This is a genomic window from Actinoplanes sp. NPDC004185 (assembly GCF_053603475.1).
The window spans coordinates 1-25,749 of record NZ_JBSGFR010000065.1 but is presented as its reverse complement, the minus strand read 5'-3'; the positions used below and the strand labels follow the sequence as shown (position 1 = coordinate 25,749).

27 protein-coding genes are annotated in these 25,749 nt (G+C 70.9%); 16 read left to right on the top strand and 11 right to left on the bottom strand.

Annotated features, from left to right (window positions below):
- Window positions 1-226: 226 nt before the first annotated feature.
- From ACWEOZ_RS40010 to ACWEOZ_RS40000, 3 genes are all read right to left on the bottom strand, one after another.
- Complete coding sequence (locus ACWEOZ_RS40010) at window positions 227-961, bottom strand: AIM24 family protein (RefSeq protein ID WP_451915896.1); 735 nt, start codon at window positions 959-961, stop codon at window positions 227-229.
- Between the two features lie 63 nt (window positions 962-1,024).
- On the bottom strand, window positions 1,025-1,387 hold the full coding sequence (locus tag ACWEOZ_RS40005; protein ID WP_451915895.1) for a metallopeptidase family protein: 363 nt from the start codon (window positions 1,385-1,387) through the stop codon (window positions 1,025-1,027).
- Between the two features lie 44 nt (window positions 1,388-1,431).
- Complete coding sequence (locus ACWEOZ_RS40000) at window positions 1,432-1,860, bottom strand: OsmC family protein (RefSeq protein ID WP_360546536.1); 429 nt, start codon at window positions 1,858-1,860, stop codon at window positions 1,432-1,434.
- Window positions 1,861-1,927: 67 nt separating this feature from the next.
- Between ACWEOZ_RS40000 and ACWEOZ_RS39995 the strand changes: the two genes are divergently transcribed.
- From ACWEOZ_RS39995 to ACWEOZ_RS39980, 4 genes are all read left to right on the top strand, one after another.
- Entirely contained in the window at window positions 1,928-2,698 is a 771-nt protein-coding gene (locus tag ACWEOZ_RS39995) for a hypothetical protein (RefSeq protein WP_451915894.1), read from the top strand.
- A 48-nt stretch (window positions 2,699-2,746) separates the two neighbouring features.
- Entirely contained in the window at window positions 2,747-4,009 is a 1,263-nt protein-coding gene (gene serS, locus ACWEOZ_RS39990; RefSeq protein WP_451915893.1) for a serine--tRNA ligase, read from the top strand.
- 108 nt (window positions 4,010-4,117) lie between these two features.
- Entirely contained in the window at window positions 4,118-4,930 is an 813-nt protein-coding gene (locus ACWEOZ_RS39985; protein ID WP_451915892.1) for an HAD family hydrolase, read from the top strand.
- Complete coding sequence (locus tag ACWEOZ_RS39980; RefSeq protein ID WP_451915891.1) at window positions 4,930-5,736, top strand: HAD family hydrolase; 807 nt, start codon at window positions 4,930-4,932, stop codon at window positions 5,734-5,736. The genes ACWEOZ_RS39985 and ACWEOZ_RS39980 overlap by 1 nt, the downstream gene beginning before the upstream one ends.
- Here ACWEOZ_RS39980 and ACWEOZ_RS39975 read toward each other — a convergent pair.
- Together ACWEOZ_RS39975 and ddaH are read right to left on the bottom strand one after the other, a co-directional pair.
- The gene (locus ACWEOZ_RS39975; protein WP_212992349.1) at window positions 5,733-6,308 is read right to left on the bottom strand and encodes a bacterial proteasome activator family protein; all 576 of its coding nucleotides are present in this window, start codon (window positions 6,306-6,308) and stop codon (window positions 5,733-5,735) included. The two genes, ACWEOZ_RS39980 and ACWEOZ_RS39975, sit on opposite strands and share 4 nt — an antisense overlap.
- A gap of 35 nt (window positions 6,309-6,343) precedes the next feature.
- Window positions 6,344-7,171 (bottom strand): dimethylargininase, encoded by an 828-nt coding sequence (gene ddaH, locus ACWEOZ_RS39970; protein WP_451915890.1) that lies wholly within the window; start codon window positions 7,169-7,171, stop codon window positions 6,344-6,346.
- Window positions 7,172-7,239: 68 nt separating this feature from the next.
- Here ddaH and ACWEOZ_RS39965 point away from each other — a divergent pair, with 68 nt between their 5' ends.
- Window positions 7,240-7,698, top strand: a complete 459-nt coding sequence (locus ACWEOZ_RS39965) for an Lrp/AsnC family transcriptional regulator (protein WP_451915889.1) — start codon at window positions 7,240-7,242, stop codon at window positions 7,696-7,698.
- Between the two features lie 36 nt (window positions 7,699-7,734).
- Window positions 7,735-9,582, top strand: a complete 1,848-nt coding sequence (locus tag ACWEOZ_RS39960) for a beta-propeller domain-containing protein (protein WP_451915888.1) — start codon at window positions 7,735-7,737, stop codon at window positions 9,580-9,582.
- Here ACWEOZ_RS39960 and ACWEOZ_RS39955 read toward each other — a convergent pair.
- From ACWEOZ_RS39955 to mobA, 3 genes are all read right to left on the bottom strand, one after another.
- Complete coding sequence (locus tag ACWEOZ_RS39955) at window positions 9,579-10,667, bottom strand: T3SS (YopN, CesT) and YbjN peptide-binding chaperone 1 (protein WP_451915887.1); 1,089 nt, start codon at window positions 10,665-10,667, stop codon at window positions 9,579-9,581. The genes ACWEOZ_RS39960 and ACWEOZ_RS39955 overlap by 4 nt on opposite strands.
- Before the next feature lie 57 nt (window positions 10,668-10,724).
- Window positions 10,725-10,967, bottom strand: coding sequence for a DUF6457 domain-containing protein (locus tag ACWEOZ_RS39950; protein ID WP_360813900.1), 243 nt, complete (start codon window positions 10,965-10,967; stop codon window positions 10,725-10,727).
- A 64-nt stretch (window positions 10,968-11,031) separates the two neighbouring features.
- Window positions 11,032-11,613, bottom strand: coding sequence for a molybdenum cofactor guanylyltransferase (mobA, locus tag ACWEOZ_RS39945; RefSeq protein WP_360813934.1), 582 nt, complete (start codon window positions 11,611-11,613; stop codon window positions 11,032-11,034).
- 134 nt (window positions 11,614-11,747) lie between these two features.
- Between mobA and fdhD the strand changes: the two genes are divergently transcribed.
- Together fdhD and ACWEOZ_RS39935 are read left to right on the top strand one after the other, a co-directional pair.
- On the top strand, window positions 11,748-12,575 hold the full coding sequence (fdhD, locus tag ACWEOZ_RS39940; protein WP_451915886.1) for a formate dehydrogenase accessory sulfurtransferase FdhD: 828 nt from the start codon (window positions 11,748-11,750) through the stop codon (window positions 12,573-12,575).
- Between the two features lie 73 nt (window positions 12,576-12,648).
- Window positions 12,649-14,301 carry an alkaline phosphatase D family protein gene (locus ACWEOZ_RS39935; RefSeq protein WP_451915885.1) on the top strand — a complete coding sequence of 551 codons (1,653 nt, stop codon included), beginning with the start codon at window positions 12,649-12,651 and terminating at the stop codon, window positions 14,299-14,301.
- A 212-nt stretch (window positions 14,302-14,513) separates the two neighbouring features.
- Here the strand turns inward: ACWEOZ_RS39935 and ACWEOZ_RS39930 are convergent, their stop codons facing one another.
- Window positions 14,514-16,109, bottom strand: a complete 1,596-nt coding sequence (locus tag ACWEOZ_RS39930; protein ID WP_451915912.1) for a DUF4192 domain-containing protein — start codon at window positions 16,107-16,109, stop codon at window positions 14,514-14,516.
- Here ACWEOZ_RS39930 and ACWEOZ_RS39925 point away from each other — a divergent pair.
- On the top strand, window positions 16,057-16,215 hold the full coding sequence (locus tag ACWEOZ_RS39925) for a hypothetical protein (RefSeq protein WP_451915914.1): 159 nt from the start codon (window positions 16,057-16,059) through the stop codon (window positions 16,213-16,215). The two genes, ACWEOZ_RS39930 and ACWEOZ_RS39925, sit on opposite strands and share 53 nt — an antisense overlap.
- A 35-nt stretch (window positions 16,216-16,250) precedes the next feature.
- On the opposite strand, the gene ACWEOZ_RS39920 is transcribed toward ACWEOZ_RS39925, so the two are convergent.
- Window positions 16,251-16,754, bottom strand: coding sequence for a GNAT family N-acetyltransferase (locus ACWEOZ_RS39920; protein ID WP_212992359.1), 504 nt, complete (start codon window positions 16,752-16,754; stop codon window positions 16,251-16,253).
- Between the two features lie 56 nt (window positions 16,755-16,810).
- Between ACWEOZ_RS39920 and ACWEOZ_RS39915 the strand changes: the two genes are divergently transcribed.
- The 5 genes from ACWEOZ_RS39915 (at window position 16,811) to ACWEOZ_RS39895 (ending at window position 23,866) form a co-directional block, all read left to right on the top strand.
- Entirely contained in the window at window positions 16,811-17,692 is an 882-nt protein-coding gene (locus ACWEOZ_RS39915; protein ID WP_451915884.1) for a fructosamine kinase family protein, read from the top strand.
- Window positions 17,693-17,838: 146 nt separating this feature from the next.
- Window positions 17,839-18,846, top strand: coding sequence for a GTP 3',8-cyclase MoaA (gene moaA / locus ACWEOZ_RS39910; RefSeq protein WP_451915883.1), 1,008 nt, complete (start codon window positions 17,839-17,841; stop codon window positions 18,844-18,846).
- Window position 18,847: 1 nt separating this feature from the next.
- A complete protein-coding gene (locus ACWEOZ_RS39905; RefSeq protein WP_451915882.1) occupies window positions 18,848-19,105 on the top strand; it encodes a MoaD/ThiS family protein in 258 nt (85 codons plus the stop codon).
- Window positions 19,106-19,107: 2 nt separating this feature from the next.
- Window positions 19,108-20,580 (top strand): metallophosphoesterase, encoded by a 1,473-nt coding sequence (locus tag ACWEOZ_RS39900; protein WP_451915881.1) that lies wholly within the window; start codon window positions 19,108-19,110, stop codon window positions 20,578-20,580.
- Between the two features lie 124 nt (window positions 20,581-20,704).
- Window positions 20,705-23,866, top strand: a complete 3,162-nt coding sequence (locus ACWEOZ_RS39895) for a UvrD-helicase domain-containing protein (protein ID WP_451915880.1) — start codon at window positions 20,705-20,707, stop codon at window positions 23,864-23,866.
- On the opposite strand, the gene ACWEOZ_RS39890 is transcribed toward ACWEOZ_RS39895, so the two are convergent.
- Window positions 23,863-24,564, bottom strand: a complete 702-nt coding sequence (locus ACWEOZ_RS39890) for a prepilin peptidase (RefSeq protein ID WP_451915879.1) — start codon at window positions 24,562-24,564, stop codon at window positions 23,863-23,865. The two genes, ACWEOZ_RS39895 and ACWEOZ_RS39890, sit on opposite strands and share 4 nt — an antisense overlap.
- A 173-nt stretch (window positions 24,565-24,737) precedes the next feature.
- On the opposite strand from ACWEOZ_RS39890, the gene ACWEOZ_RS39885 reads away from it, so the two are divergent.
- Together ACWEOZ_RS39885 and ACWEOZ_RS39880 are read left to right on the top strand one after the other, a co-directional pair.
- Entirely contained in the window at window positions 24,738-25,436 is a 699-nt protein-coding gene (locus ACWEOZ_RS39885; RefSeq protein ID WP_451915878.1) for an LppU/SCO3897 family protein, read from the top strand.
- A 90-nt stretch (window positions 25,437-25,526) separates the two neighbouring features.
- The coding region (locus ACWEOZ_RS39880) for an ATP-binding protein (RefSeq protein ID WP_451915877.1) at window positions 25,527-25,749 on the top strand (223 nt) is incomplete at its 3' end.

Below are 25,749 nucleotides of genomic sequence, written 5' to 3'. Positions count from 1 at the left end.
CCCACCAGCGGTCCGGGGGATGGTCGCGCGAAGCGCGGCTTTGGAGCGCGTAGCGCGGGGTTTGTCGAGCGGAGCGAGACGAGGGGGACCACGCACGGACCTGGCAGGGTGCGGGCGTCCGCGAGCGAAGCGGCGGATGCCCGCACCCGGTCTCGGCGGGAGCGACGGTCGGTGCCATGCAATCAGGCACGACCGCCTGATTTTGATCTTGCTCTGGGGAAAAAGCTCAGTTCCCCAGCAGATTGCCGAGGATCCCACCCTGCTGCTGCTGGCCCTGCGCTGCGCCGGCGAGGCCGCCCGGCGGCTCCTCCGACGGCTGCACGACCACGAAGCCCTGGCCCGCGAAGCTCATCGTGAAACGCTCGCCCGTGCTGCGGCCCAGCAGGGTGCCCAGGCCCATCTGCTCGGCGCGGTGGTAGCCGGTCTGCAGGTTGGCCGACCAGCAGATCGCCGCCTGCGGGTCCACATAGGTCGGCTGGTCGACGCTCAGCACCACCGGGGTGCCCTTGGTCGTGACGGCGATCCGGCCGTAGCCGGAGAAGACGCAGTTGAACAGGCCCGCGTTGGACATCATGCCGACGCCCTGGACCATTTTGATGTCGTAGTTCAGGGTGCTGTCGAAGGCCAGCACGTTGGCGCCGTTGATGGAGAGGGCGTCGCCCGGCTCGATGTCGATGATGTGGATGTCGGCGGCGTTCTCGGCCAGGAACACGTCGCCGCGGCCGCTCACCTTCATCAGCGGTACGCCTTCGCCGGTGAGCTTCTGCTTGAGGAACTTGCCGATGCCGCCCGAGCCGAGGGCTTCGAACTGCACCTGACCCTGGTACGCGACCATCGTGCCGACCCGAGCCATGAACTCGCCGTTCAGCTCGGCTTTGAGAAGTTTCGAGTTCTGCAGTCGCAGTCCCGGCTGGTTCGATTCCTTCTCGAGGTTCTCGGCCGAGAACAGTTCGCTGCGCATTGGGTCCTCCTGTTGGCGTGGAGTACCAGGGTAGGCGCAGTCAGCAACGGCCGGGTCCGCCTTTCAGCCCCATCCCAGCTCGTGCAACCGCTGATCGTCGATCCCGAAGTGGTGGGCGATCTCGTGGACGACGGTGATCGCCACCTCGTCGACGACGTCCGTCTCCGTGTCGCAGACCTGCAGCGTGGGCAGGCGGTAGATGGTGATCCGGTCGGGCAGCACGCCGGCGTAGTCCCAGCCGCGGTCGGTCAGCGCGGTGCCCTCGTAGAGGCCGAGCAGGCCCATGCTGCCGTCGGGCGGCAGGTCCTCCACCAGGATGACCACGTTGCTCATCACTTTGAGCAGCTCGGGCGGCACTTCGTCGAGGGCCTCGCCGACCAGGTCCTCGAAGCGTTCACGGCTCATCTCGACCGGCACGCCGCCCATTGTGCTCCACCCGCGAGCAGACGCGGGTGGAGCACGGCCGGGCGTCAGGCGAGCTTGGCGCTCAGGGTGATCTCGGCGCCGGGCGACAGCAGCCGGGAGATCGGGCAGTTCTCCTTGGCACCTTCGGCGATCTTGGCGAAGGTGCCCTCGTCGATGCCGGGGACGTCGCCCACGGTCTCGAGGTCGATGCGGGTGACGCCGAAGCCGGCGTCGCCCTTGTCGAGGTGGACCTTGGCGGTGGTCTCGACGGAGGTCGGCGTGAAGCCGGCGTCCGCGAGGCCCTTGGAGAACGCCATCGAGAAGCAGCCGGCGTGCGCGGCGCCGATGAGCTCCTCGGGGTTGGTTCCCTCGCCCTCCTCGAAGCGGGACTTGAAGGAGTAGTTCCCTTCGTACCCGCCCTTACCGGTCTTGATGGTGCCGGAGCCCTCGGTGAGATTGCCCGACCAGCGGGCGGAAGCAGTGCGAATAGGCATACGCCTGACGCTAGTCCATGTCCGTGAGCACTGGCCGGTGGACGGGGTACCGGCAATGATGGATCTCATGCCGGAGACCGGAGAGGCCGTCGTCGAGTTCGGCCCGGACGACAACGCGGAACGCCCGCCGCGACGCCGTGCGGCCGTCGGCGAATTCCTGACCGGGCTCGCCGGTGACCGCCGCGTCGTGCCGCTCGCCGCGGCCCTGGGCGGGGTGGCCCTGTTCGGCTCGCTGGTCTCCGAGTGGCAGCTCACCGAGATCGACGCCACCTTCTGGGGCGACGGCGAGGTGGGCACCCGGGCGGCGCAGACCATGCTCGCCGACCTGGACGGCTGGAGCGGCGGCTATCTGACCGGCCTGTTCCTGCTGATCGCGGCGGCGGTGCTGACGCTGTTCGGTCCGCCCGCCGGCCGCCGGTACGCCCGGCTGGCCGCGCTCAGTGTCGGCGGGACTTTGCTGGCGATGGTGGTGGCCATCGGGTCGTACCTGGGCGACATCAGCGGCTCGGTCGGCCAGCTCACTCTGACCAACCTCAAGGAGGACCAGGTCACCGTCTCGAACGGGCGGGGCCTCTGGTGCGCGGGTGTGGGCGTGGCACTGGTCCTGCTGGCGATGGTGCTGGCCGGACGGCATCAGACTGCTCCGCCCGGGCCGGTCGACGCCCCGGCTGAAACGGCCGAAGCAGCCGAGCCGGTCGAGGCCGCGGCCCCGGTCTGGTCGTGGCGGCGCCCGCCCACCGGCGATGAGGACTTGCGGCCCGACGCGCCGTTCGACCTGACCGTGACCGCCGCGAAGCCGTTCACCACGTCGCAGGACAACACCGACAAGCCCAGCTGAGGCATATCGGGGTGAAAGCGGGACATCGTCGCCGGTAGGCTCGTCGTCGTGATTGACCTGCGTCTCCTCCGTGAGAATCCCGACCTGTTCCGCGCCAGCCAGCGTCTGCGCGGCGAGTCCCCGTCGAAGGTCGACGACCTGCTGCGCGCCGACGAGGAGCGCCGGGCCGCGACCCAGAGGTTCGAGGCCGTCCGGGCGGAGCAGAAGTCCCTGGGCGGCGAGGTGTCGCGGGCCAAGGGCGACGAGCGGGCCGCGCTGCTGGCGCGCACCAAGGAGCTCAGCGCCACGGTCAAGGAGCTGCAGGCGGCGACCGTCCGGGCCGACCAGGCTCTGCGCGAGGCGCACCTGGCGGTGCCCAACCTGGTGCAGGACGGCGTCCCGCCGGGCGGCGAGGACGACTTCGTCGTGCTGCGTGAGGTGGGCGACCTCCCGCAGATCGACGAGCCGAAGGACCACCTGGAGATCGGCGAGGCGCTGCGGGCGATCGACACCGAGCGCGGCGCCAAGGTGTCGGGCTCGCGGTTCTACTTCCTCACCGGGGTGGGTGCCCTGCTGCAGCTGGGCATGTTGCAGCTGGCCATCGCCCAGGCGGTCGAGCACGGCTTCATCCCGTCGATCACCCCGGCGCTGGTCAAGCCCGAGGCGATGGAGGGCACCGGGTTCCTGGGTGCGCACGCGAGCGAGATCTACCGGCTCGAGGCCGACGACCTCTACCTGGTCGGCACGTCGGAGGTGGCGCTGGCGGCGTACCACTCGAACGAGATCCTCGACCTGGACAACGGGCCTGAGCGGTTCGCCGGCTGGTCGTCGTGTTTCCGCCGGGAGGCCGGCTCGCACGGCCGGGACGTCCGGGGCATCCTGCGCGTCCACCAGTTCGACAAGGTGGAGATGTTCTCCTTCTGCAAGCCGGAGGACGCCGCCGACGAGCACCAGCGGCTGCTCGCCATGGAGGAGGAGATGCTCGCCAAGGTCGAGATCCCGTACCGGGTGATCGACGTGGCGGCCGGTGACCTCGGCTCCAGCGCGACCCGCAAGTTCGACTGCGAGGCCTGGGTGCCGTCGCAGGGCCGCTACCGCGAGGTCACCTCGACATCCAATTGCACGACGTTCCAGGCGCGCCGGCTCAACATCCGCTACCGCGACGAGGACGGCAAGCCGCAGACGGCCGCGACGCTGAACGGCACGCTGGCCACGACCCGCTGGCTCATCCCGATCCTGGAGAATCACCAGCAGCCCGACGGCTCGGTACGCGTCCCCAAGGCCCTCCAGCCGTACCTGGGCGGCCGGGACGTCCTCGAGCCCCCACGTTGACCAACTGGTAACCGGCCCGCTACCTCGAGGCATAGCCGCTGGTAGCCGGGCCGGTGTAACGTTTTCCTTCCGCCCTCCGCGGGGGTTGTCACACCCTCGGAGGAACACATGGCCAAGCCTGGACTGCCCAAGCTGATCGCCACGGACCTTGACGGCACGCTCGTGCGCAGTGACGACACCGTGTCCGAGTACACCCATGAGGTCCTGCAGCGGGTCCGGGCCGCCGGCATCCGCATCGTCGGCGCCACCGGCCGTGGCCCCCGTCTGACCAGCCTGGTCCGCAGCGACATCCGGGACGCCGATTTCCTCGTGCTGGCCCAGGGCGGCTGGGTGATCGACCAGCAGGAAGGCCAGATCCTGCGCAGCGAGCGGCTCCCGGGCTCTGACCTGTCCGTCGTCCTGGCCGAGCTGGAGGCGGAGGTCGGACCGCTGTCGGTGATGGTCGAGGCGCTGGAGCATGACGACTCGCCGCTCTGGGGCGACTACGACCCGACCTGGCGCTACCCGGTCGTGGTCGAGCGCCGCTCCCGCGCCGAGTGCCTGACCGGCGACGTGATCAAGGCGTTCGCGCGGTCGTTCGACCACCACGTCGACGACCTGCTCGCCGTGGCCCAGCGGATCGTGCCGCCGGACGTGGCTTCGGTCACTCAGGCCGGCCTGAACTACATCGAGATCTGCCCGCCGGACGTCGACAAGGGCACCGGCCTGGCCGTCGTCGCGCAGGCCGTCGGCGTCGACCCGGCCGACGTGCTGGTGTTCGGCGACATGCCCAACGACCTGCCGATGTTCGCCTGGGCCGGGTGGAGCCGGGTGGCGGTGGCCAACGCCCATCCGACGCTGCTGGCGGTGGCCGACGAGGTCACGCTGGCCAACGACGAGGACGGCGTGGCGGTCTATCTGGACCGGCTACTGTCGAGGTGATGCCACCCTTTCGCCTTGTCGCTTCCGACATCGACGGCACCCTGATCCGGACCGACGGCACGCTCAGTCCCCGCACCATCGGGGTCCTCGACCAGCTGTACACCCGCGGCGTCCCGACCGTCCTGGTGACCGGCCGGCCGGTGCGCTGGCTGCGCCAGCTCTACGACCAGATGGCCGAGCCGCTGCCGGCCGTCTGCGCCAACGGCGCCGTGGTCTACGACCCCGACACCGACGAGATCCTGCGGGCCGCGCCACTCACGGTCGAGCTGCTGATGGACGTGACCCGGCAGCTGCGCGAGGCCGTGCCGGACATCGCGCTGGCCGTCGAGGTCGAGGACGGGCGGAGCTTCTGGTACGAGGAGAAGTGGCCCCTGCACTGGGACGGCGAGCACAAGCAGGTCCGCTTGCTCGCCTCGCCCGAGGAGCTCACGTCCGTGCCCGCGGTCAAGCTGCTCGCCCGCTCGGCCAGTTACGGCCCGGACGACTTCGCCGAGCTGGTCAGCCGCACGCTGGGCGGGATCGCCGAAGCCACCCACTCGTCGTCCTCGGCGCTGGTGGAGATCTCCGCCGCCGGGGTGACCAAGGCGGCCGGGCTGGCCTGGCTCTGCGAGCGGGAGGGTTTCACCGCCGAGGACGTCGTGGCCTTCGGGGACATGCCGAACGACCTGCCCCTGCTGGCCTGGGCAGGCCGTTCCGTGGCGATGGGCAACGCCCATCCCGCCGTCCGTGAGGTCGCCGACGAGGTGACGCTCACGAACGACGAGGACGGCGTGGCCGTCTATCTCGAGAAGCTCTTCGACCTCTAGAGATACTGGCCGGTGCGGCCGCTGCCGTCGCCGGCGCCCTGGCTCGGCATGCCGGGGATGACGCCGTTGGGCCCCATCGGCAGGGCCGGGCGGCCGGCGCCGCCGCCGCGCATCTGCTCGAGCTGGAGCCGCGCCGCCATCTGCTGCGCGACCAGAGCCGCCTGGATGCCGTGGAACAGGCCCTCGAGCCAACCCACGAGCTGGGCCTGAGCGATGCGCAGCTCCGGCTCGCTGGGCGGCGTCTCGCCCTCGAACGGCAGCGACAGCCGTTCCAGCTCCTCCTGCAGCTCGGGCGCGAGGCCGTCCTCGAGCTCCTTGATGGAACGCTGGTGGATCTCGCGCAGCCGGCCCCGGCTCGCCTCGTCCAGCGGGGCGGCCCGGACCTCCTCGAGCAGCTGCTTGATCATGCTGCCGATCCGCATGACCTTGGCGGGCTGCTCGATCAGGTTGCCGGGCTCCTCGGGCTTGAGGTTGCCGTCGGTCCCCACCGTGCCCAGGGGGCGGCCGTCGGGGCCCACCACGATGACGGAGTCGTCTTCCTGCTGGTCTGTGGTGCGGGTGTCGTCGGTCATGCGATCCATCTTGCCGCAGCCGGCCCAGTGCCCGGTCAGGGGCGTAGCTCCGCGACCGCGCATTTGACCGATCCGCCACCGCGCTTGAGCTCGGTGAGCTCCACCAGCACGGGGGTGTAGCCGTGCGCGCGCACCTTGTCGGCCATGGCCGTCGCCTCGGTGTTGAGGATGACGTGATGACCGTCACTGACCAGGTTGAGGCCGAAGGCCTCGGCGTCGGCCCGGTCGGCGATGACCGCGTCCGGGAAGAGCTGGCGCAGCACGCGCTGCGAGGCCGCGGAGAACGCGTCCGGGTAGTAGGTGATGTGCCGGTCGTCCAGCGCGGCCAGTGCGGTGTCGAGGTGGTAGAACGCCGGGTCGACCAGCTTGAGCGAGATCACCGGCCGGCCCAGGACCTCCTGGGCCTCGGCGTGCGCGGCCGGGTCGGTGCGGAAGCCGTGACCGGCCAGGATCAGACCCCCGTACGCGCCGGGCAGGTACGCGAAGTCGCCCTCACCCTCGTTGACGTGCTCGGGGTCGGCGAACGTCCACGGTCCGCCGGCGTAGAACAGCTGATGGGCGGCGGCCTCGGCAGCGCGCTGGGGAAACTTGAACCGCGCCCCGTAGACCCGGCCGTCGACGGAGAAGGCGCCGTTGGCCGCGTAGACCATGTCCGGCAGGCCGGGCCGGGCCTCCAGGACGTGCACGGCATGCCCCAGATCGCTGAGCGTGTCGCGGAGCAGGTGCCACTGTTTGAGCGCCAGGGCCGGGTCGACCGGGACGGTGGTGTCCATCCAGGGGTTGATCGCGTACTCGACCGTGAAGTGCTCGGGCGGACACATGAGATATGTCCTGTTTCGCGGCAAGCGCTCCGTGTGGCTCATGAGGTAAAGGCTAGGTACGCTGGCACGGCGGAAAACAGCCCTAACTCTTGCTCGTCGGAGGCGAATCGTTGCGGATGGACGCCGTTGACCAGCGAATCATTGCGTTGCTCGTGGCGGACGCGCGCGCCTCGTACGCGGAGATCGGCGCCAAGGTCTCGTTGAGCGCGCCCGCGGTGAAACGACGCGTCGACCGGCTGCGTGCCAGCGGGGTCATCAAGGGATTCACGACCGTCATCGAGCCGGCCGCCGTGGGGTGGACCACCGAGGCGTTCGTCGAGCTGTTCTGCACCGGGCGGACCACTCCGGCCCAGATCACCGTGGCCACCCGGCGGCATCCCGAGGTCGTGGGGGCGTACACGGTCTCCGGTCAGGCCGACGCGCTCGTGCACCTGCGGGCGGCCGACATCGGGCACCTGGAGCAGGCCCTGGAGCGGCTGCGGGCCGAGCCGTTCGTGACCTCCACCCGCAGCATGGTGGTGCTGTCCCGGCTGGTCGAGATCCCCACCCCGGTGCCCGCGCCGAATTAGCCGGAACCCGGGACGGTCACGCAGCGTCCCACCCCCATGTCGCGCCGTCTGCTGTTCTGCGCCGTCCTGGCACTCACCGTCCCGCTTGCCGGCTGCACCGCTGATTCCCCGGCACCCCCTTCTCCGCTGCCCACCTCCTCCGGCGGTGACGCGATGCGGCTGGTCGCGTTCGACTCCTGCCGGCAACTCGCCGACGATCTGCGCAGGGCGGCCAAGGCCAGCGTCGGGCCGTACGGCCTGCCCGGCAACCAGCTGGTCTATCCCGAGGTCCTCCGCGGCGGCGCCCGGACCATGGCCGACGCGGCGCCCGCGGCCGACGCGGCGCCGGTGGCCGCGGCCCCGGACTTCTCCGGCACCAACGTGCACGAGCAGGGCGCCGACGAGCCCGACCTGATCAAGACTGATGGACGGCGGATCGTCACCGTCCGCAACGGCACCTTGCGGGTCATCGACGTCGCCACCCGCAAGGAGACCGGCCACGTCGACCTCGAGGCCGGCTGGGGAGGCGATCTCCAGCTGCTGCTGGCCGGCAACTCCGCCCTGGTGCTGGTGCCGACGACCGCCCATCGGACGTCCATCGCCGATGGCCCCGACCTGGGCGAGCAACGGGCCCAGGTGCTGCTGGTCGACCTGACCGGCGCGCCCACTGTGGTCAGCCGCTACCGCGGGGAAGGCAGTCTGATCGACGCCCGGATGACCGGCAGCACGGCCCGGATCGTCCTGCGCAGCGCGCCGCGGATCAAGTTCCCGCTCGACCGCGGCATCGCCGACGAGAAGAAGCGTCTCGCCGAGTACCGCGAGGCGATCGACGCCGCGCCGGCCGAGGCCTGGCTGCCCCGCTGGGAGGTCACCGACAAGACCGGTACGACGAAGGGCCAGGCGGACTGCGGCCGGGTCAGCCGGCCCACCGACTACTCGGGCGCCGCCCTGGTCAGCGTCCTCACCTTCGACCTGACCCGGCCGACCCTGGGCAGTGGCGACCCGGTCTCGGTCGTGGCCGACGGCGACACCGTCTACGCCACGCCGGACAGCCTCTACCTCGCCAACGACGACCGCTGGCGCTTCGACCGGCTCCCCGGGCGCATCCCGGGCCGGGAGAAGCAGCGGACCGAGCTCTTCAAGTTCGCCCTGACCGGCAACCAGCCGCCGGTCTACCGCTCGTCGGGCACCGTGCCGGGCTACCTGATCAACCAGTACGCGATGTCCGAATGGGACGGACACCTGCGCGTCGCCACGACGGACGGCGCGACGGAACGCTCAGCCGTACGGGTGCTCGCGGACCGCGACGGCAAGCTCGTCCAGACCGGGATCGTCGACGGGCTCGGCCAGGGTGAGCGGATCTACTCGGTGCGCTTCATCGGCGCCCGCGGCTACGTAGTCACGTTCAAGCAGACGGATCCGCTCTACAGCCTCGATCTGCGGGACCCGGCGCAGCCCACGGTCACCGGCGAGCTGAAGATCACCGGCTATTCGGCCTACCTGCAGCCGGTCGGCGAGGACCGGCTCATCGGCATCGGCCAGGAGGCGGACAGCAACGGGCGCATCCAGGGCATGCAGGTCTCCCTCTTCGACGTGGCCGACCCGAAGAACCCGAAGCGGCTCGCGCAGCACCACCTGCCGGGCGCCTACTCCAGCGCCGAGTACGACCCGCACGCCCTGCTCTGGTGGCCGGCGACCCGGATGCTGGTCGTGCCGGTGGAGTCCCGCGGCGCGCTGGCCCTGCGGGTGGCCGACGACCTCGAGCTCGCCGCCGAGGTCGACCAGCCCGGGTTGCTGCGCTCGCTGGTCGTCGGGACCGAGCTGTGGACCCTGTCGGAGACCGGCCTGCGGGCCTCCGACCTTTCCACGCTGGACCAGGTGGCCTGGGTGCCGCTGAGAACCTAGAGGTACATCCCCGGCCGGTGGTCGTCGCCGTCCTTGGCGTCCTTCGGCGGGGCCGGCTTGTCACCCTCACCGAAGAACCGCTTGCCGCCGAACTCGCCGTGCAGCCGGTCGTCCAGCTCGTCGGCCAGGCCGGTCATCACCTGCACGGCGAGCATGAGGTGGGTGGCCTGGAAGTTGCGGCCGAAGACCGGGATCGACGCCCACACGGTGTCCTGGGCGCAGTAGAGCCGGCCGATGGGCATCCTGTTGGTCAGCTCGGAGAGCTTGACGTAGAGCTGCTCGGTCGGCTCCACCTCGGTGAGGATCGGCGAGAAGACGTCGACCAGCGGCGGGTTGTCCCGGCACCGCACGAAGACCATCGCCGAGCCGGCCCGGATGCCGATGTCCCCGTCGGTGTCGACCTGCAGCTGGTCGACCGTGGTCTTGCTCATGGTGGCGACGACCGTGCGCACCCGCTCCTCGAGGGGAATGACCTCGTCGGCGGCGTTGGCCAGCGCCTCGGAGAGCACGCCGTCCTCGTCCAGGTCGTCGAGGCTGAGCTCCTCGTCGATGCTGGGCTCGTGCCGGGCGGTGCCGAGCGGTGTCGTCTCGATCGGCTCGTCCTCGTCGTCGTGCACGAGGTAGACCAGGAACGCGGGGTGCGGGGCGCCGTACACGTCGCGCAGGGTGCGGGACACGACCGTGGCCAGCTGCTTGGCGCCGTCGGTGGTGGTCCGCAGGCCGAACGAGTCCCGGGAGCCGGGCAGCACACCCGGCGGGGACCAGCCCAGCGCGACCAGGTCGGCGACCGACGCGCGGTTCATCCGGAAGCCCTCCGGCAGGCCGGCGTTGCCGACCGCGAGTGCCTCGATGACGCCGCCCGGCAGCACCCGGATGCTCACCGAATAAACGGCGGTGCCGGTGCCCGAAGCGGTCGGGTCGAGCGTGATGTCGACGTGCGCGCCCTCGGCCAGCGTGGGCAGCAGCGTGGCCAGCGCGCTCGCGAACTCCCGCCAGGCCTCGGTCACCTTCGCCCGCAGGTCGGCCGTGGTCGGCTCGTCCAGCAGCACGCCCTCAGGCTGGTCAGCAGTGTTCTCCGCCGTCATGATCGGTACCTCCGCCCGCCACCCTATCGAGCGCGCGGCGCGCTCACCGGCCGCGTCTCATTCCCGGCCGTCGGCCGGCCAGTCCAGGGCCAGCGAACTGAGCCGGGCGGCGACATCCGCCGGGTCTGCGCCGCGGCCCACAGCCAGACCCATCAGGTACGCCGTGACGGGCGCACCCGGGCGCACGACGTTGTGGGCGACATCGCGGGCGACATCCAGCACGGCCTTGGCTTCGACGTCGTCGGGGCTGAGGCCGAGCTCATCGCAGGCCGCGGCGATCCAGGTGTCGAGCACGTTCACCGGCTTGCTCCTCCGCGGTCTTCCGCCGTGACCGGGCCGCCCCGCCCCGCCGGGGTGCTCGCGATCACCGAGCCCATTCCTCGGCGGTCCGGAGGTCGTCGTCGGTGTCGCAGTCGAACCAGGGCGGGGGTCCGGGGCGGCGCCAGGACACCTCGATGAAGCGCAACTGGTCCATGAGCGCGTGCATCGGGGCGCCGTGCAGGCTGCCCCGCTCCTCGGCGACCCGCTTCAACGCGTCCCGCAGCGCCGTCGTCCGCCAGACCCCGCAGAGCGACTGCAGGCGGCCCTCGGCGTCCCGGTAGACCGCGCCCTGCATCGGCGCCGACTCGACGGTGAGCCGCAGCACGTCGATGGCCTCGCCGGTGAGCAGCGGCAGGTCGGCGGCCAGCAACGCGGTGAAGCTGACGTCCGCGGGAACCAGCTCCAGGCCGGCAGCGGTCGCGGCGACCGGGCCACCACCGGGCGGCTGCTCCGTGGTGGAGGCGACCGGCACGGGCAGATCGGGAGGCACGCGCCCGACCACCACCTGCGGGTCGGCATCGTGCACCGCGGCCAGGACACGCGTCAGCATCGACTGCCCGGCCACCGGGATGGTGGGCTTGTCCGCACCACCCATCCGACGTGCCGCACCGCCGGCCAACACCACCGCCGCGAATCCCCCCACGTACGTACCGTATCCCGTGGGGGACATGAGCGTGACTGTGCGGACGGCATTGCGCCGTGCGCGGGTGCCGGCTTGCGCCCTGACGTGGGCCGCAGCGGCCGACATACGCTCGGGTGATGGCGCGCACGATGAACCGGCGACCCGTGATGAAGATCGACCTTGATGGGGCGGCCGAGCCGCGCCGGCGACCGGACGACCTGGCCGCCGAGGAGCCGCTGGAGATCCGGCTGCGCAAGACCCCGCTGGCGGTGACGATGCGGACGCCGGGGCAGGACATCGACCTGGCCATGGGCTTCCTGCTGACCGAGGGCATCATTCGTACGGCGGCCGACGTGGTCACCGCCCAGTTGTGCGCGGGCACGGACACGCCGAACACGTACAACGTGGTCGACGTGGTGCTCGGTGCCGACGTGCCGCCGCCGGTGACCGACCCGAGCCGCAACTTTTACACGACCAGCTCGTGCGGGGTGTGCGGCAAGGCCAGCATCGACGCGGTCCGCACCCGCTCGCAGTTCGACGTGGCCGCGGACGCCGGCACCGTGCCGGCCCGGGTTCTCGCCGAGCTGCCGGACCGGCTCCGGGCGGCGCAGCGCACCTTCGACCGTACGGGCGGGCTGCACGCCGCCGGCCTGTTCACGGCCGCGGGCGAGCTGGTGGTGATGCGCGAGGACGTCGGGCGGCACAACGCCGTCGACAAGGTGATCGGCTGGGCGCTGCGCGAGGGGCGGCTGCCGCTGACCGGGCATGTGCTGCTGGTCTCCGGCCGGGCCAGCTTCGAGCTGACCCAGAAAGCCTGGATGGCAGGGATTCCGCTGCTGGCGGCCGTGTCGGCGCCGAGCACCCTGGCGGCCGAGCTGGCCGACGAGGCGGGGATGACGCTGGTCGGTTTCCTGCGCGGGCAGACCATGAACGTGTACGCGGGGACGCAACGCGTGACCGTCTGAGCTTCGTACGGTCTTCCACGGCCCTTCACCCCGGCCACGTGGGCCGGACATTCACAGTCATGAGGCTGCCGGCATGGCACTCTCACGACGTACTCTCCTGCTCAGCAGCGCCGCGGTGGGCGCGGCCGGCGCCGCGAGCGTCTGGCCGTTGGCTGCCTCGGCGGCGCCGTACCGCGGGCCGCTGCGCGCCGATCCGTTCACCCTCGGAGTGGCCTCCGGCGACCCGGAACACGACGGCTTCGTGCTCTGGACCCGGCTGGCCCCGACCCCGCTCGCCGACGACGGCCTGGGCGGCATGCCGTCCCGCGACGTGCCGGTGAAGTGGGAGATCGCCGCGGACGCCCGCTTCCGCCGGGTCGTGCGCCGCGGCGTCGCCGTCGCCCGGGCCGCGGCGGCGCACACCGTGCACGTCGAACTGCACGGACTGGCGCCGGCCCGCGAATACTTCTACCGCTTCAAGGCGGAGCGGTACGTGTCACCGACCGGCCGTACCCGCACGGCACCGGCGCCGTGGGCGAGCGGCGGCACCCTGGCGATGTCGTTCGTGTCCTGCTCGCAGTACGAGCACGGCTACTTCACCGCGTACCGGCGGCTGGCCGAGGACGAACCGCAGCTGATCCTGCACCTGGGCGACTACCAGTACGAGTACGGGCCGGACACGTACAACATCCCCGGCGGCAACCCGCGCGACCACCAGGGCCCGGAGACGGTGACCCTGGCGAACTACCGCCAACGGCACGCCCAGTACAAGAGCGACCCGGACCTGCAGGCCGCGCACGCGGTCGCGCCGTGGGCGGTGGTCTTCGACGACCACGAGATCGAGAACAACTGGGCGGACGAGGTCCCGGAGCAGCCGGACCCGAACTTCCTGGCCCGCCGCGCCGCGGCCTTCCGGGCCTACTACGAGAACATGCCGCTGCGCCGCACCTCGATCCCCCGCGGCATCGACATGCAGCTGTACCGGCGCCTGCACTGGGGACGGCTGGCGACGTTCCACATGCTCGACACCCGCCAGTTCCGCGACGACCAGGGCTGCGGCGACGGCTACCAGGACTGCCCGGCCGCAACGGACCCGGCCCGCTCGATCACCGGCGCGGAGCAGGAGAAGTGGCTGCTGGACGGCTTCCACCGCTCGACGGCCCGCTGGGACATCCTGGGTCAGCAGGTCTTCTTCGGCCAGCGCGACAACAACGCGGGCCCGGCGAAGGTGGTGAGCATGGACTCGTGGGACGGCTACGCGGCGTCCCGCGACCGCATCACCCGCGGCTGGGTGGACGCCGGGGTCCGCAACCCGGTGGTCCTGACCGGCGACGTGCACGCCCACTGGGCGGACGAGCTGAAGCTGGACTACACGGACCCGACGTCACGCACGGTCGGTACCGAACTGGTGTGCTCGTCGATCACCTCCACGGGAGACGGGGCGGACGTGCCCTCGGGGCAGCACCCATGGGCGGCCTGGAACCCGCACCTGCGCTTCTACAACAACCAGCGGGGTTACGTCCGGACGACGATCACGAAGGACGCGATGACGGCGGACTTCCAGGTGGTGCCGTATGTGACCCGGCCGGGGGCGGCTGTGCATACGCGGGCGAGCTTTGTGATCGAGGACCGGGTGCCTGGGTTGCAGCAGATCGCGGACAACCCGACGCCGGGTGGGGCTGCCGCTTTGCGGAGTGCTGGGGATCTGGGGGCCGCTACGGTTCGGCAGGAGTCTGAGAGGCCTTGATCGGTTGGCCGGGCCATCTCGTTGATCTTGGATGGCCCGGCCGGCGGTGGGCTGGCCGGTTGGTTTCCTGGGGGGGCGTCTCGACCGCCCAGTTGGCGTCTCGATCGGCCGGCTGGCGTCTCGATCGGCCGGCTGGTCGGATCTTGGAAATGGGCATCGCCGGCCGGGTCGGTCAGGTGTGGTCATCGCGGCCTCCGGGCGCGAGATCGGATTCAGATCGGGCGGTGAGCTGCTCGGCGAGGACGGGAGCCTCGTCGTTCATGCTTTCCCGCTCCGTCGCCGGGCCGGGTTTCGGGCTTGGCGGACGAAGCGTCGGGGCCGACCCGGACCGGGAGCTTCTCGCGGCACTTGACGGTGTCCGGCTTCGGGGCGTGGCCGACCGGCCGGGGCATGCCCGGGCTGTCCGCCAGAGGTTCGGCTCGGTCCATCGCTTCCCTCGCGGACTGTGGTGCGGCTGGATCGGTTGCCCTTCTTGCGGCCGTCCCCTCCGAGCCGGTCGGGAGGTGGGGCGTCGACTTCCCGGACTGCGCTTGCCAGGAGCCAACGCTGTCGTTAGGCGCTTCGGCTTCGGCTTCGGCTTCGGCGGAATCGTCCACTGCTGGCAGGCCTTCCACGGCCGGCCAGCCGTCGAGCGCCGACGGGGGCAGCCCGGAGATGAGGGCGGCCTGCATCAGCAACCCCAGCTGGTAATGCTCCTGGTATTCCAAGGCCCGTTCCACGGCGACGCCGGCCAGCGGACCCATTCCGCTGCGCCACGCCACGAACGCCAGCAGGCCCGCCGGCGCCGAGCGGTAGCGCGGCTCCACCCGGCGCACCAGGTCCGACCAGAGCGCCAGCTCCCAGTCCTCTGTTCGGGTGCGGACCCAGGCGTAGTCCCGAATCGGCATGTGCAGCAACAGCACGCCGAGCCATGCGGCGTCGTCATCGCTGAGCCGCCCGCCGGTGCTGTAGCAGCGCTCCGCCTCCCGCACCGCCAACCGGCCCGCCCGTCGCACCAGGGCGAAGAAGTAGTCCTCGTCCGACATCAGGTCCGGTCGTTCGGCGGCCTCGTCCGGCGCTTCCGGCAACGGCGTTTTCAGACCGAGGCTGGCCCAGAGCACGTTGCCCAGGCGCAGCTCGGCAGATCCGGGACGGCTCCAGCCGCGGGCGGCCGCCGCAGCCTGCTGGGCCGTCGCGTCGTGGAAGCGCGCAGGCCGGGTCGGCTCGCTGCGGCCACCGTCGGTCGGCGAAGCGCCGTCCGGATGTGGGCCATCAGGCGTTCCGGCTTCCCGGGGCGGCGGACCTTCGCCGGCCAGGGACGCCAGGCGCAGGACCGCCCGCGCCGTTGCCGCCTCCATCGCCTCGCGGTCGTCACCCGTCACCGGTGCGAGCTGCTCCGAGAAGGCTTCCCGGTCCGGCAGCGCCACTGCCCCCGCGAAGGTCGCTTCGGCTGCCACCACGCTGTGGGGCGGTTCGCAGGGCTGACCCTCCGGTGGGCAGCACGATGAATCCGTGCACAGGTATGACCAGAACCGGCCGTCTTCCACGTGCAGCTCGTCAACGACCGTCGCGCCGGCCTTGCGGAATGCGTCCGAGATGCGCATTACTGCTGGTGCCACGCGGGGCTCTTCGCCGTACCCGACGATCGTGACCGCCTCGGCGTCCTGGCGCAGCACGACCGTCGCCAGGTGCAGCACCGCGGCCAGGGCCTCTTCTTCGGGTGCGTTGACCTCGGGCAGGTCGATGCGCACGGCGAAGGTGATGAGCGTGCCCTGCATGGCCACCACGACGAGGCTGTCCGCCGGGTGGAAGCCGATCAGGAACGGCACGGTGGAGATGAGCTCGGCCGGTGAACTGACCATCTGCTTTTTCATGCCCGGCAGCGTGGCCGACTTCAGCCCGCCGCCGCCTGCCGAATTCAGCGCCTGTGGATAACCGGGTTATCCACAGGCCTTCCCCACGACCTCGGGTCAGGAACGAAACTGCAACTCATGCAACTCGAGCCCGTCCTGCTGCCAGTCATGGGCATGCCGGTCCAGGTCCATGGTCAGTTCGATCGACGACACCACGTCGTACCCGGCCGCGTGCAGGCTGCGGATCGCGTCGACGTTGCGCGACGACGGCGAGATCGTCAGCGAGACCATGTTGCGCTTCTTGGCTTCCGCAGCGACGTGCCGCAGCAGCTTGCGACCAACACCCTTGTGCCGGTGGGAGCCGGTCACGACCACCGGCTCGACCTCGCCGGCGCGGCCGCGCATGATGAGCCCGACCAGGCCGATCACCCCGTCATCGGCGTGGTCGGCGACCCAGAGCCCGCTCAGGTCCAGCCGGGTGAGGTATTCCTCGAAACCCGCGCCGGCGTCGTTGGCGGCATCGCCGTACATCTGGTTGTGCTGATTGGTCAGCTCCGACCACAGGCGGCGACCAGCGCTGTGGTCGCTCGGCCGGTACGAACGCACCGCGACAGGTGTCATGCCGACATTTTGACTCCGATCCGGGCACGCCGTAACCCGAAGTGGAAGATAAGGCGGTGGATCTGGCGTACCTGCGCGCGCACCCCCAGCATCTCCCGACATTTCTCACCCACCAGCGGATCCGGGAAACCCCCGTCGGGGGCGGTGACGTATGCACCGCATCCCGCCTGACCTTGGACGATGGCGCGTCACTGTTCACCAAGACGTGGCCCTCCGGCAGCGCTCCCGAGCATTTCTTCGCCACCGAGGCGGCCGGCCTGCAATGGCTTCGGGAGGCGGGGACCGTGCCGATCCCGGAGGTGCTGGTGGCGCTTCCGGAAATGCTCGCGCTCGAATGGATCGACTCGGGCCCGGCGTCCCCGGCCGCCGCCGAGCGGTTCGGGCGGGAGTTGGCCGGGCTGCATCGCCGGGGCGCGGATGCCTTCGGCGCGCCCTGGCCTGGGTTCATCGGGCCGTTGACTCAGGACAACACGCCCTCCGCCGGGCCGTGGGGGCCCTGGTTCGCGGAACGGCGGCTGCGGCCGTACCTGAAGATCTCGGCCGACAGCGGTGCGCTCTCACCGGCGGACGTCGCGGTCGTGGAGCAGGTCATCGAGCGGATCGAGGGGTACGGCGGGGACGAAGCGCCGGCCCGGATCCACGGCGACCTGTGGCCGGGGAACGTCCTGTGGGGCGCCGGCGGGCGGGCATGGCTGGTCGATCCCGCTGCGCACGGTGGGCACCGGGAGACCGACCTGGCGCAGCTCGCGCTCTTCGGCGGGGCGCCGCATCTGGAGACGATCCTGCGGGCGTACGCGGAGGAGTGGCCCCCGGCGGACGGCTGGCGCGAACGCGTACCTGTGCATCAGCTGCACCTTCTGCTGGTGCACACGGCGGCGTTCGGCGGGACTTACCGCAGCTCAGTGCGCTCCACGGCCGACGCCGCGCTGCGGGGGTGAGCGCTCCGCGTGCCCCGAACCACAAGACGGGCGACGCCAAATGTCACATCCAAGCGCTACGTTCGATCAATGAGCGAGTGTGCCGGGCGATCCGGGTGGCACCGAGCTCCTGCCGACGTGGCCTACCAGCGGGGCGAGGGGTCGACATGAGTGTGCTCGCTGACCGCTTCGGGCGGGTCGCGACCGATCTGCGGGTATCGTTGACCGACCGGTGCAACCTGCGCTGCTCGTACTGCATGCCCGAGGAGGGCCTCGCGTGGATGCCGCGTGAGCAGCAGCTGACCGACGACGAGGTCAGCCGCCTGATCCGGATCGCGGTTGAGCAGCTCGGTGTCACCGACGTGCGGTTCACGGGCGGCGAGCCGCTGATCCGGCGAGGGCTGACGGGCATCATCGCCGCGGCCGCCGCCCTCGAACCGCGGCCGAAGCTCTCCATCACCACCAACGGCATCGGGCTCGATCGGCTCGCGGGTGCGCTGCGGGACGCCGGCCTGAACCGCGTCAACGTCTCCCTCGACACCCTGTCGCCGGCCCGGTTCCTGGAACTCACCCACCGCGACCGGCATGCCGACGTGCTGAAGGGCCTGGCCGGGGCCGCCCGGGCCGGACTCACCCCGGTGAAGATCAATACCGTGCTCATGCGCGGGGTCAACGACGACGAGGCTCCGGCACTGCTGCGCTTCGCACTCGACCACGGTTACCAGCTCAGGTTCATCGAGCAGATGCCGCTCGACGCGCAGCACAAGTGGGACCGGCACGAGATGGTCACCGCCGAGGCGATCCTGGCCTCGCTCGAGCCGTACGGGCTGCTACCTGATTCGGTTTCACGTGGAACAGCGCCGGCCGAGACCTGGCTCGTGCCCGGCTACGTCGACGCGGCGGGCAATCCGGCCCGGGTCGGCGTGATCGGCAGTGTGACCAGGCCCTTCTGTGGGGACTGCGACCGCACCCGGCTCACCGCGGACGGCCAGGTCCGCAACTGCCTCTTCGCCACGGAGGAGTCGGATCTGCGCGGGTTGCTGCGCTCGGGGCGGCCGGACGCGGATATCGCCAAGGCTTGGCAGGCCGCGATGTGGGGCAAGCGAGCGGGTCACGGGATCGACGACCCTTCCTTCCTGCAGCCGGTCCGGCCGATGTCGGCGATCGGGGGCTGACGTGCCGGGCGGCGCAGGCGTGGTGGAGATCAGATACTTCGCGGGGGCGCGGGCAGCGGCCGGCTGTTCGGCGGAAAGTGTCGCGGCCGCGTCAGTCGAGGACCTCACTGTGGTTCTGGCGCAGCGGCACGGCGAGCGGCTGGCGATGGTGCTGAAGGCGGCCAGCTTCCTGGTGGACGGGCTCGCCTGTCATGATCGAAAAGCGGCACTGCCCGCCGGCGCGACGGTGGACGTCCTGCCGCCGTTCGCTGGGGGTTGAGCTTGCTCGCGTTCGTCGCGCTCATCATCGTCGTCATCGGCCTGATCCACTTCTACCTGTGGAAGCGGCTGGTGCGGGACCCGTTCCGCGCCGGGCGGGTGCGGAGGTTCGGCGGCTTTGTGGCGGTTGCGCTGGCCGTGCTGGTGCCGGCGACTTTGATCGGCGTGCGGGCCGGGTATGTCGAGTGGCTGGCCTGGCCGGGGTACCTCTGGATCGCGCTGATGTTCTACCTGCTGGTCACGCTGGCGGTCCTGGAGATCCCGCGGCTGGCGATCAACCTCTGGATCCGGGCCACGAGCAAATCCACCGATCCAGCCAAGGTCCACCCTGGCGCCGAGGCCACAGCCACGACGGCCGCCGCGCGGCCCGTGCACCCGCCGGCCAACGCGGGAGCCGAGCACAACACGATCGGCGCGGGAACAGCCGGGCCACCTCCGGCCACGGCAGGACCCGTGCACACGCCGGCCAGGACGGGAGCCGAGCACACGCCGGCCGCGACGGGCTCCGAGCACTCCCCGGCCAGGGCGGGAGTCGAGAGCAGCGCGGTAGCTGCGGGAGCAGCCCCGCTCGCACCCGCCGCGGGCTTCGCAACTGGAGCCGACCCGGAAGACGCACGCAAGCCCGAGCCCACCCCGGACCCCTCCAGCTCGCAAGGGATCGACCGAAGGCTCCTCCTCGCCCGCGGCGCAGCGATCTTCGCCGGGCTCACCGCCGCCGGCATCACCGGTTACGGCGTCAAGACCGCCCTCGGCCCCCCGCAGCTCGACCGGGTCCAGCTCCCCATGGCCAAGCTGCCCCGCGCCATGGACGGCACCCGCCTCGCTGTCGTCTCCGACATCCACCTCGGCCCGCTGACCGGCGCCAACCACGCCGCCCGGATCGTCGATCTCATCAACTCCGTCAACGCCGACATCGTCTGTGTCGTCGGGGACCTGGTCGACGGCAGTGTCGCCGAGCTGGGACGGTTCGCCGCGCCGCTCGCCGACATCCAGTCGCGCCGTGGCGCATACTTCGTCACCGGGAACCACGAGTACTACTCCGGTTATCAGGAGTGGGTCGCCGAGGTGGCCCGGCTCGGGGTCAAGCCGCTGCGCAACGAGCGGCTCGAGCTGGACGGGCTCGACCTGGCCGGGGTCAACGACATCGGCGGCGCCGACTTCGGGGACGGGCCTGATCTGCGGCGGGCTCTCGGGGACCGGGACACCAGCCGCCCCGTTGTGCTCATGGCTCATCAGCCCGTCGTGGCCCGGGACGCTGCTCCGTTCGGTGTCGACCTTCAGGTTTCCGGGCACACGCACGGCGGTCAGATGGCTCCGTTCAACCTGCTCGTCAAGCTTCAGCAGCCGGTGGTCAGTGGGTTCGGCACGGTCGACGGTGTGCCGGTCTACGTCACCAACGGGGCCGGTTTCTGGGGTCCGCCCGTGCGGGTGGGCGCGCCGCCGCAGGTCACTGTCATCGAGCTGCGTACCCCTTAGCAGTGAATCTTGGGGGTTGCGCTGAGCCACGGGGCACATCTCCGCAGGATTCAATCGTGGATCGGTTATGTCACTTCGCGCGTGGCGGCTCGTGGCGCGCCGGGCGCTCGTGACAGGATGCAGCGTGCCCTCGGTTAGCGCAGGGTCCTCGGTCACCGCGGACACATACGTCGCGGATCTGCACATCCACTCCAAGTATTCGCGGGCCTGCAGCCGCGACCTCACCCTGCCGAACCTGGCCTGGTGGGCTCGCCGCAAAGGCATCGCCGTGCTCGGCACCGGGGACTTCACGCATCCCGCCTGGTTCGACCACCTGCGGGAAAATCTGGTCCCCGCCGACGAGCCCGGCCTCTACCGGCTCGGCTCCGACGCCGAGCAGGAAGTCAGCCGCAAGCTGCCGCCGATCCTGCAGAGCAGCACCGACGCGCGGTTCATGCTCAGCGTCGAGATCTCCACGATCTACAAACGGGACGACCGCACCCGCAAGGTCCACCACCTGATCTACATGCCGGACCTGGCCGCCGCGGCCCGGTTCAACACCGCGCTCGGCCGGATCGGCAACCTCACCGCGGACGGCCGCCCGATTCTCGGCCTCGACTCCCGCGACCTGCTCGAGATCGTGCTCGAGGCCAGCCCCGACGGCTACCTCGTCCCCGCGCACATCTGGACCCCGTGGTTCTCCGCGCTGGGTTCGAAGTCCGGCTTCGACGCCATCGCCGACTGCTACGCCGACCTCGCCGAGCACATCACCGCCGTGGAGACCGGGCTCTCCTCCGACCCGGCGATGAACTGGCGGGTCTCCAGCCTCGACCGCTACCGGCTGGTGTCCAATTCGGACGCGCACTCGCCCGCGGCGCTGGCCCGGGAGGCGACGCTCTTCGCCGGCACGCCGGACTACTTCGCGATCAAGGCCGGCGAGACCCTGGCGGGCACGATCGAGTTCTTCCCCGAAGAGGGCAAGTACCACGCGGACGGGCACCGGGCCTGCGGCATCAACTGGGCTCCGCAGCAGACGCGGGAGCACGGCGGCCGCTGCCCCGAGTGCGGCAAGCCGCTGACCGTCGGCGTGCTCAACCGCGTCGAGGAGCTGGCCGACCGGACCGACGGCGGCGAACGCGATCAGCAGGTCGTCCACCTCATCCAGCTCGCCGAGATCCTGGGCGAGATCAACGGCGTCGGCCCGAAGTCGAAGACCGTCGACGGCCGGCTCAACCACGTGGTCGCCACCCTCGGCGCGGAGCTCGACATCCTGCGCAATGTCCCGCTCGACGACATCGGCCAGGCCGGCGGCGAGCAGCTGCGCGAGGCCATCGACCGGCTGCGGCGCGGCGACGTGCGGCGGATCTCCGGGTACGACGGTGAGTACGGCGTCATCACCCTCTTCGAGCCCGGCGAACTGCGCAACAAGCAGAGCGCTCCGCAGGCCGAGACGCTGTTCGACATGCTCCCCGTACCGGTGCCGCAGCAGCGCAAGGCCGAGCCGGCGATCGGCCGCGCCCCGGTCCCGAAGGCCGCCAAGGAGCCGAAGAAGAAGGCGCCGCCGCTGCCCCCGCCGGCGAGCCCGCACGAGCCGTTCGAGCCGATGCTGGCCGGCATGGAAGAGGTCGGCACCGGGCTGCTGGACCGCCTCGACGCCATGCAGCGGGTGGCCGCCTCCGCGCCCGGCGGTCCACTGCTGATCGTGGCCGGGCCCGGCACCGGCAAGACCCGCACGCTCACGCACCGGATCGCGTACCTCTGCGCTGAGCTGGGCGTCTTCCCCGAGCGCTGCCTGGCGATCACCTTCACCCGGCGCGCCGCCGAGGAGATGCGCCATCGGCTCGACGCGCTGATCCCGGACGTGGCCGAGGACATCACGGTCGGCACGTTCCACTCGCTCGGCCTGACCATCCTCAAGGAGAACGCCAAGGCGGCCGGGCTCGGCGCGAGCTGGCGGATCGCCGACGACGCCGAACGCGCGGCGGCCCGTGAGCAGGCCGGCGACGACGACCACGCGTACGCGAAACTGCTCCGTCAGCAGGACCTCGTCGACCTGGACGACCTGCTCACGATGCCCGTCGCCCTGCTGCGTGACGAGCCGGAGCTGGTCGAGCGCTACCGCAAGCGCTGGCAGTGGATCTTCGTGGACGAGTACCAGGACGTCGACGACACGCAGTACGAGCTCCTCCGCCTGCTCGCCCCGGCCGATGGCAACCTGTGCGCCATCGGTGACCCGGATCAGGCGATCTACTCCTTCCGCGGCGCCGACGTGGGGTATTTCCTGCGCTTCAGCCGCGACTTCACCGACGCCCGGCTGGTCCGGCTCACCCGCAACTACCGCTCGTCGGCGCCGATCCTGGCCGCCGCTGTGCAGGCGATCGCGCCGACCACGCTGGTGCAGGGCCGCCGGCTGGACCCGGCCCGGGTCAACCCGGAGTCGCCGCTGGTCGGTCGCTACTTCGCCGGCAGCGTGGCGGACGAGGCCGACTTCGTCGTCCGTACCGTCGATGAGCTGGTCGGTGGCCTGTCGCACCGCTCGCTCGACTCCGGCCGCATCGACTCCCGCGCGGTCGCGCCGGGCACCCTGTCCTTCGCGGACATCGCTGTGCTCTACCGCACGGACTCGCAGGCTCAGGCTGTGGTGGACGCGCTGTCGCGGGCCGGCGTACCGGTGCAGAAGCGGTCACACAATCGCCTGCGGGACCGGCCCGGTGTCCAGGTGCTCGCGCGCGAGCTGCGGCACGCCGACGGTCTGGGCGGATCGCTCGCCGCCCGGGTGAAGCTGACCGCGCAGGTCCTGGCTCAGCGGTACGCGGCGCCGACCCTGGACGCCGAGCAACTGGCGCCGGAGGACGTGTGGACGGCGGCTGACCTGCTCATGCCGCTCGCCCACCGGATCGGCGAGGACATGACCCGCTTCCTGCAGGAGATCGCCACGGGCGCCGAGGTCGACGCGCTCGACCCGCGGGCGGAGGCCGTCAACCTGCTGACCCTGCACGCGGCGAAGGGGTTGGAGTTCCCCGTCGTGTTCCTGGTCGGTTGTGAGGACGGGCTGCTGCCGTTGCGCTGGCCGGGCAGCAAGCCGACGGATGACGAGACGGCCGAGGAACGACGCTTGTTCTTCGTGGGGCTGACACGGGCCCAGGACCGGCTCTATGTGAGCCACACGGCGCGGCGCTTCCGGCACGGCAAGGAACGCGAGCAGTCACCGACCCCGTTCCTGGACGCGATCGATGCGGGGCTGTTCGAGCGCATGGGTGACGCCGTGCCGTCCCGCCCCAAGGATCGCCAGCTGCGGCTCCTCTAGGCGATCAGGCAGCCCAGCAGCGCGCCGGTCAGCAGGGCCGGCCCCAGCGGCAAGGCGGTCCGGCGTTCTGCTCGTCGGGTGAGGAGGAGGGTCAGCGCGAGCGGGCCGTTGATCAGGTGTGGCGTCAGCAGCCCGACGGCCAGGGCCGGCCAGCCCAGGAAGCCCAGGGTGAAGCCGAGGACCGTGGCGAGCTTCACGTCACCCAGGCCGAGGCCGGCCCCGGGCAGCAACGCGATGATCAGATAGATGCCGCCGCTGAGGACAGCCGCCAGAGTCGCCCGTACGAGGACAGCAAGCTCTCCGGTCAGCAGAGCAACCACGCCGAGAGGCACCACCGTGCCCACCGCCAGCAAGGCCACCAGCGGGTCCGGCAGGCGCAGGCAGCGCAGGTCGATCAGAGCCAGCAGGATGCCCAGCAGCGCCGCGGGAAGCAGCACCACCAGCAGCGGCGCGGGCCCGATCGTGGCGCCCAGCATGCCCCCGACCAGCGCACCTGTCGTCAACGTCCACACCGGTGCGCGGGCGCAGTCGCACGATGCTCCCGCCCGTACCCAGGTCGGCAGGGTGGCCGTGCAGTCGGCGCAGGTTGATCTCGGCCGGCTGCCGCGGGGCACCGCCAGGCGGTACGCCAGGCAAGGGACGAAGGCGGCTGAAGCGCCGCCGAAGATCGCCGAACAAACCGTCACCGTGAACGACATGGGGCTGAACGGTAGTGGTCCGGCGTCCCCCGCGATGGTCGCGTTGCCGACAGACGAGGCGAATGGCCCTCTTGTAGCCGAGTTGAGCCCAGGTCGGCGCGATTCCGGGAGAGAACGATCCGGGCCTGCACGCTACGGTGGCGTACAGCGAACCCGCGCCTGGAGGAACCCCGATGTCGCAGAACGGCCCCTACCCCGGCCAGGGCTGGTCGGCCGGCGGACCGCCGGGTTCCGACGAGCCGTACACCGAGCCGGCCGACCCATGGGGCGACGCCGCGACGCATTCGTCGCCGGTGCCCGAGACGGCCTGGGGCGGCCAGCCGATGTCGGTGCCCCCCTCGCAGGAGAATTCCACCGGCTTCCACGGCGGCTATCCCGTGGCGCCGATGAACGGCGTGCCGCCCGTCTGGCAGCAGCCACCGGCGCCGCCACCGCGCAAGCGCAACACTCCAATCATCGCCCTGGTGGTCGTGCTCGCCCTTCTCATCATCGGCGGGCTGGCGACCGCCGGCTGGCTGGTGCAGCGGGCCGGCAACCAGGAGGCCGGGCGGTCGGCCCAGCCCACCGCGTCGGCGAGCGCCACCAACGGCTCGGTGCCCGAGCCGCAGAGCAGCGAGGACGCGCGCTTCGTGGGCAAGGGCCAGTGCGTGCGCAACGAGGGTACGGCGGACGACAGCCCCGACCTCAAGATCGTGGCCTGCACCAGCGGCACGTATCAGGTGCTCAAGCGGGTGGACGGCCGCACCACCGGCGAGGCTGACGCCGAGTCCAAGTGCAGCAAGGTCCAGAAGTACACGAAGTGGTACTTCTACGACAGCGAGCTGGACAGCCTCGACTTCGTGCTCTGCCTCAAGGAGTATGGGGTCGACTAGGCCTCTCTAGGGCTGACGCTAGACACTCGTAGAGAGCGTTCGATTGCGAAGTCTAGCTTTTCGGCTAGAGAGCCCGATACGGTGCTATCCGTGGATCCGGTCCGCAACCCGTACGCGCCCGGCGCCGGCCAACGCCCGCCCGAGCTGGCCGGTCGCGGCCGTGAGCTGGACGCCTTCGACGTCGTCCTGGAACGCGTCGCCCGGGGCCGCCCCGAACGCAGCCTGGTCCTGACCGGACTCCGCGGAGTCGGCAAGACCGTCCTGCTCAACACCCTGCGCTCGGCCGCCATCGGCCGGCTCTGGGGCACCGGCA

Bases quoted from the DNA above. Each gene is read 5' to 3' on its own strand.
- ACWEOZ_RS40010 (WP_451915896.1), bottom strand. From the start codon at position 961: ATGCGCAGCGAACTGTTCTCGGCCGAGAACCTCGAGAAGGAATCGAAC.
- ACWEOZ_RS39980 (WP_451915891.1), top strand. From the start codon at position 4,930: ATGCCACCCTTTCGCCTTGTCGCTTCCGACATCGACGGCACCCTGATC.
- ACWEOZ_RS39885 (WP_451915878.1), top strand. From the start codon at position 24,738: ATGTCGCAGAACGGCCCCTACCCCGGCCAGGGCTGGTCGGCCGGCGGA.
- moaA (WP_451915883.1), top strand. From the start codon at position 17,839: ATGAGTGTGCTCGCTGACCGCTTCGGGCGGGTCGCGACCGATCTGCGG.
- ACWEOZ_RS39995 (WP_451915894.1), top strand. From the start codon at position 1,928: ATGCCGGAGACCGGAGAGGCCGTCGTCGAGTTCGGCCCGGACGACAAC.
- ACWEOZ_RS39985 (WP_451915892.1), top strand. From the start codon at position 4,118: ATGGCCAAGCCTGGACTGCCCAAGCTGATCGCCACGGACCTTGACGGC.
- ACWEOZ_RS39890 (WP_451915879.1), bottom strand. From the start codon at position 24,564: ATGTCGTTCACGGTGACGGTTTGTTCGGCGATCTTCGGCGGCGCTTCA.
- ACWEOZ_RS39935 (WP_451915885.1), top strand. From the start codon at position 12,649: ATGGCACTCTCACGACGTACTCTCCTGCTCAGCAGCGCCGCGGTGGGC.
- ACWEOZ_RS40000 (WP_360546536.1), bottom strand. From the start codon at position 1,860: ATGCCTATTCGCACTGCTTCCGCCCGCTGGTCGGGCAATCTCACCGAG.
- ACWEOZ_RS39960 (WP_451915888.1), top strand. From the start codon at position 7,735: ATGTCGCGCCGTCTGCTGTTCTGCGCCGTCCTGGCACTCACCGTCCCG.
- ACWEOZ_RS39920 (WP_212992359.1), bottom strand. From the start codon at position 16,754: ATGACACCTGTCGCGGTGCGTTCGTACCGGCCGAGCGACCACAGCGCT.
- fdhD (WP_451915886.1), top strand. From the start codon at position 11,748: ATGGCGCGCACGATGAACCGGCGACCCGTGATGAAGATCGACCTTGAT.
- ACWEOZ_RS39955 (WP_451915887.1), bottom strand. From the start codon at position 10,667: ATGACGGCGGAGAACACTGCTGACCAGCCTGAGGGCGTGCTGCTGGAC.
- ACWEOZ_RS40005 (WP_451915895.1), bottom strand. From the start codon at position 1,387: ATGGGCGGCGTGCCGGTCGAGATGAGCCGTGAACGCTTCGAGGACCTG.
- ACWEOZ_RS39975 (WP_212992349.1), bottom strand. From the start codon at position 6,308: ATGACCGACGACACCCGCACCACAGACCAGCAGGAAGACGACTCCGTC.
- ACWEOZ_RS39925 (WP_451915914.1), top strand. From the start codon at position 16,057: ATGGCCACCACGACGAGGCTGTCCGCCGGGTGGAAGCCGATCAGGAAC.
- ddaH (WP_451915890.1), bottom strand. From the start codon at position 7,171: ATGAGCCACACGGAGCGCTTGCCGCGAAACAGGACATATCTCATGTGT.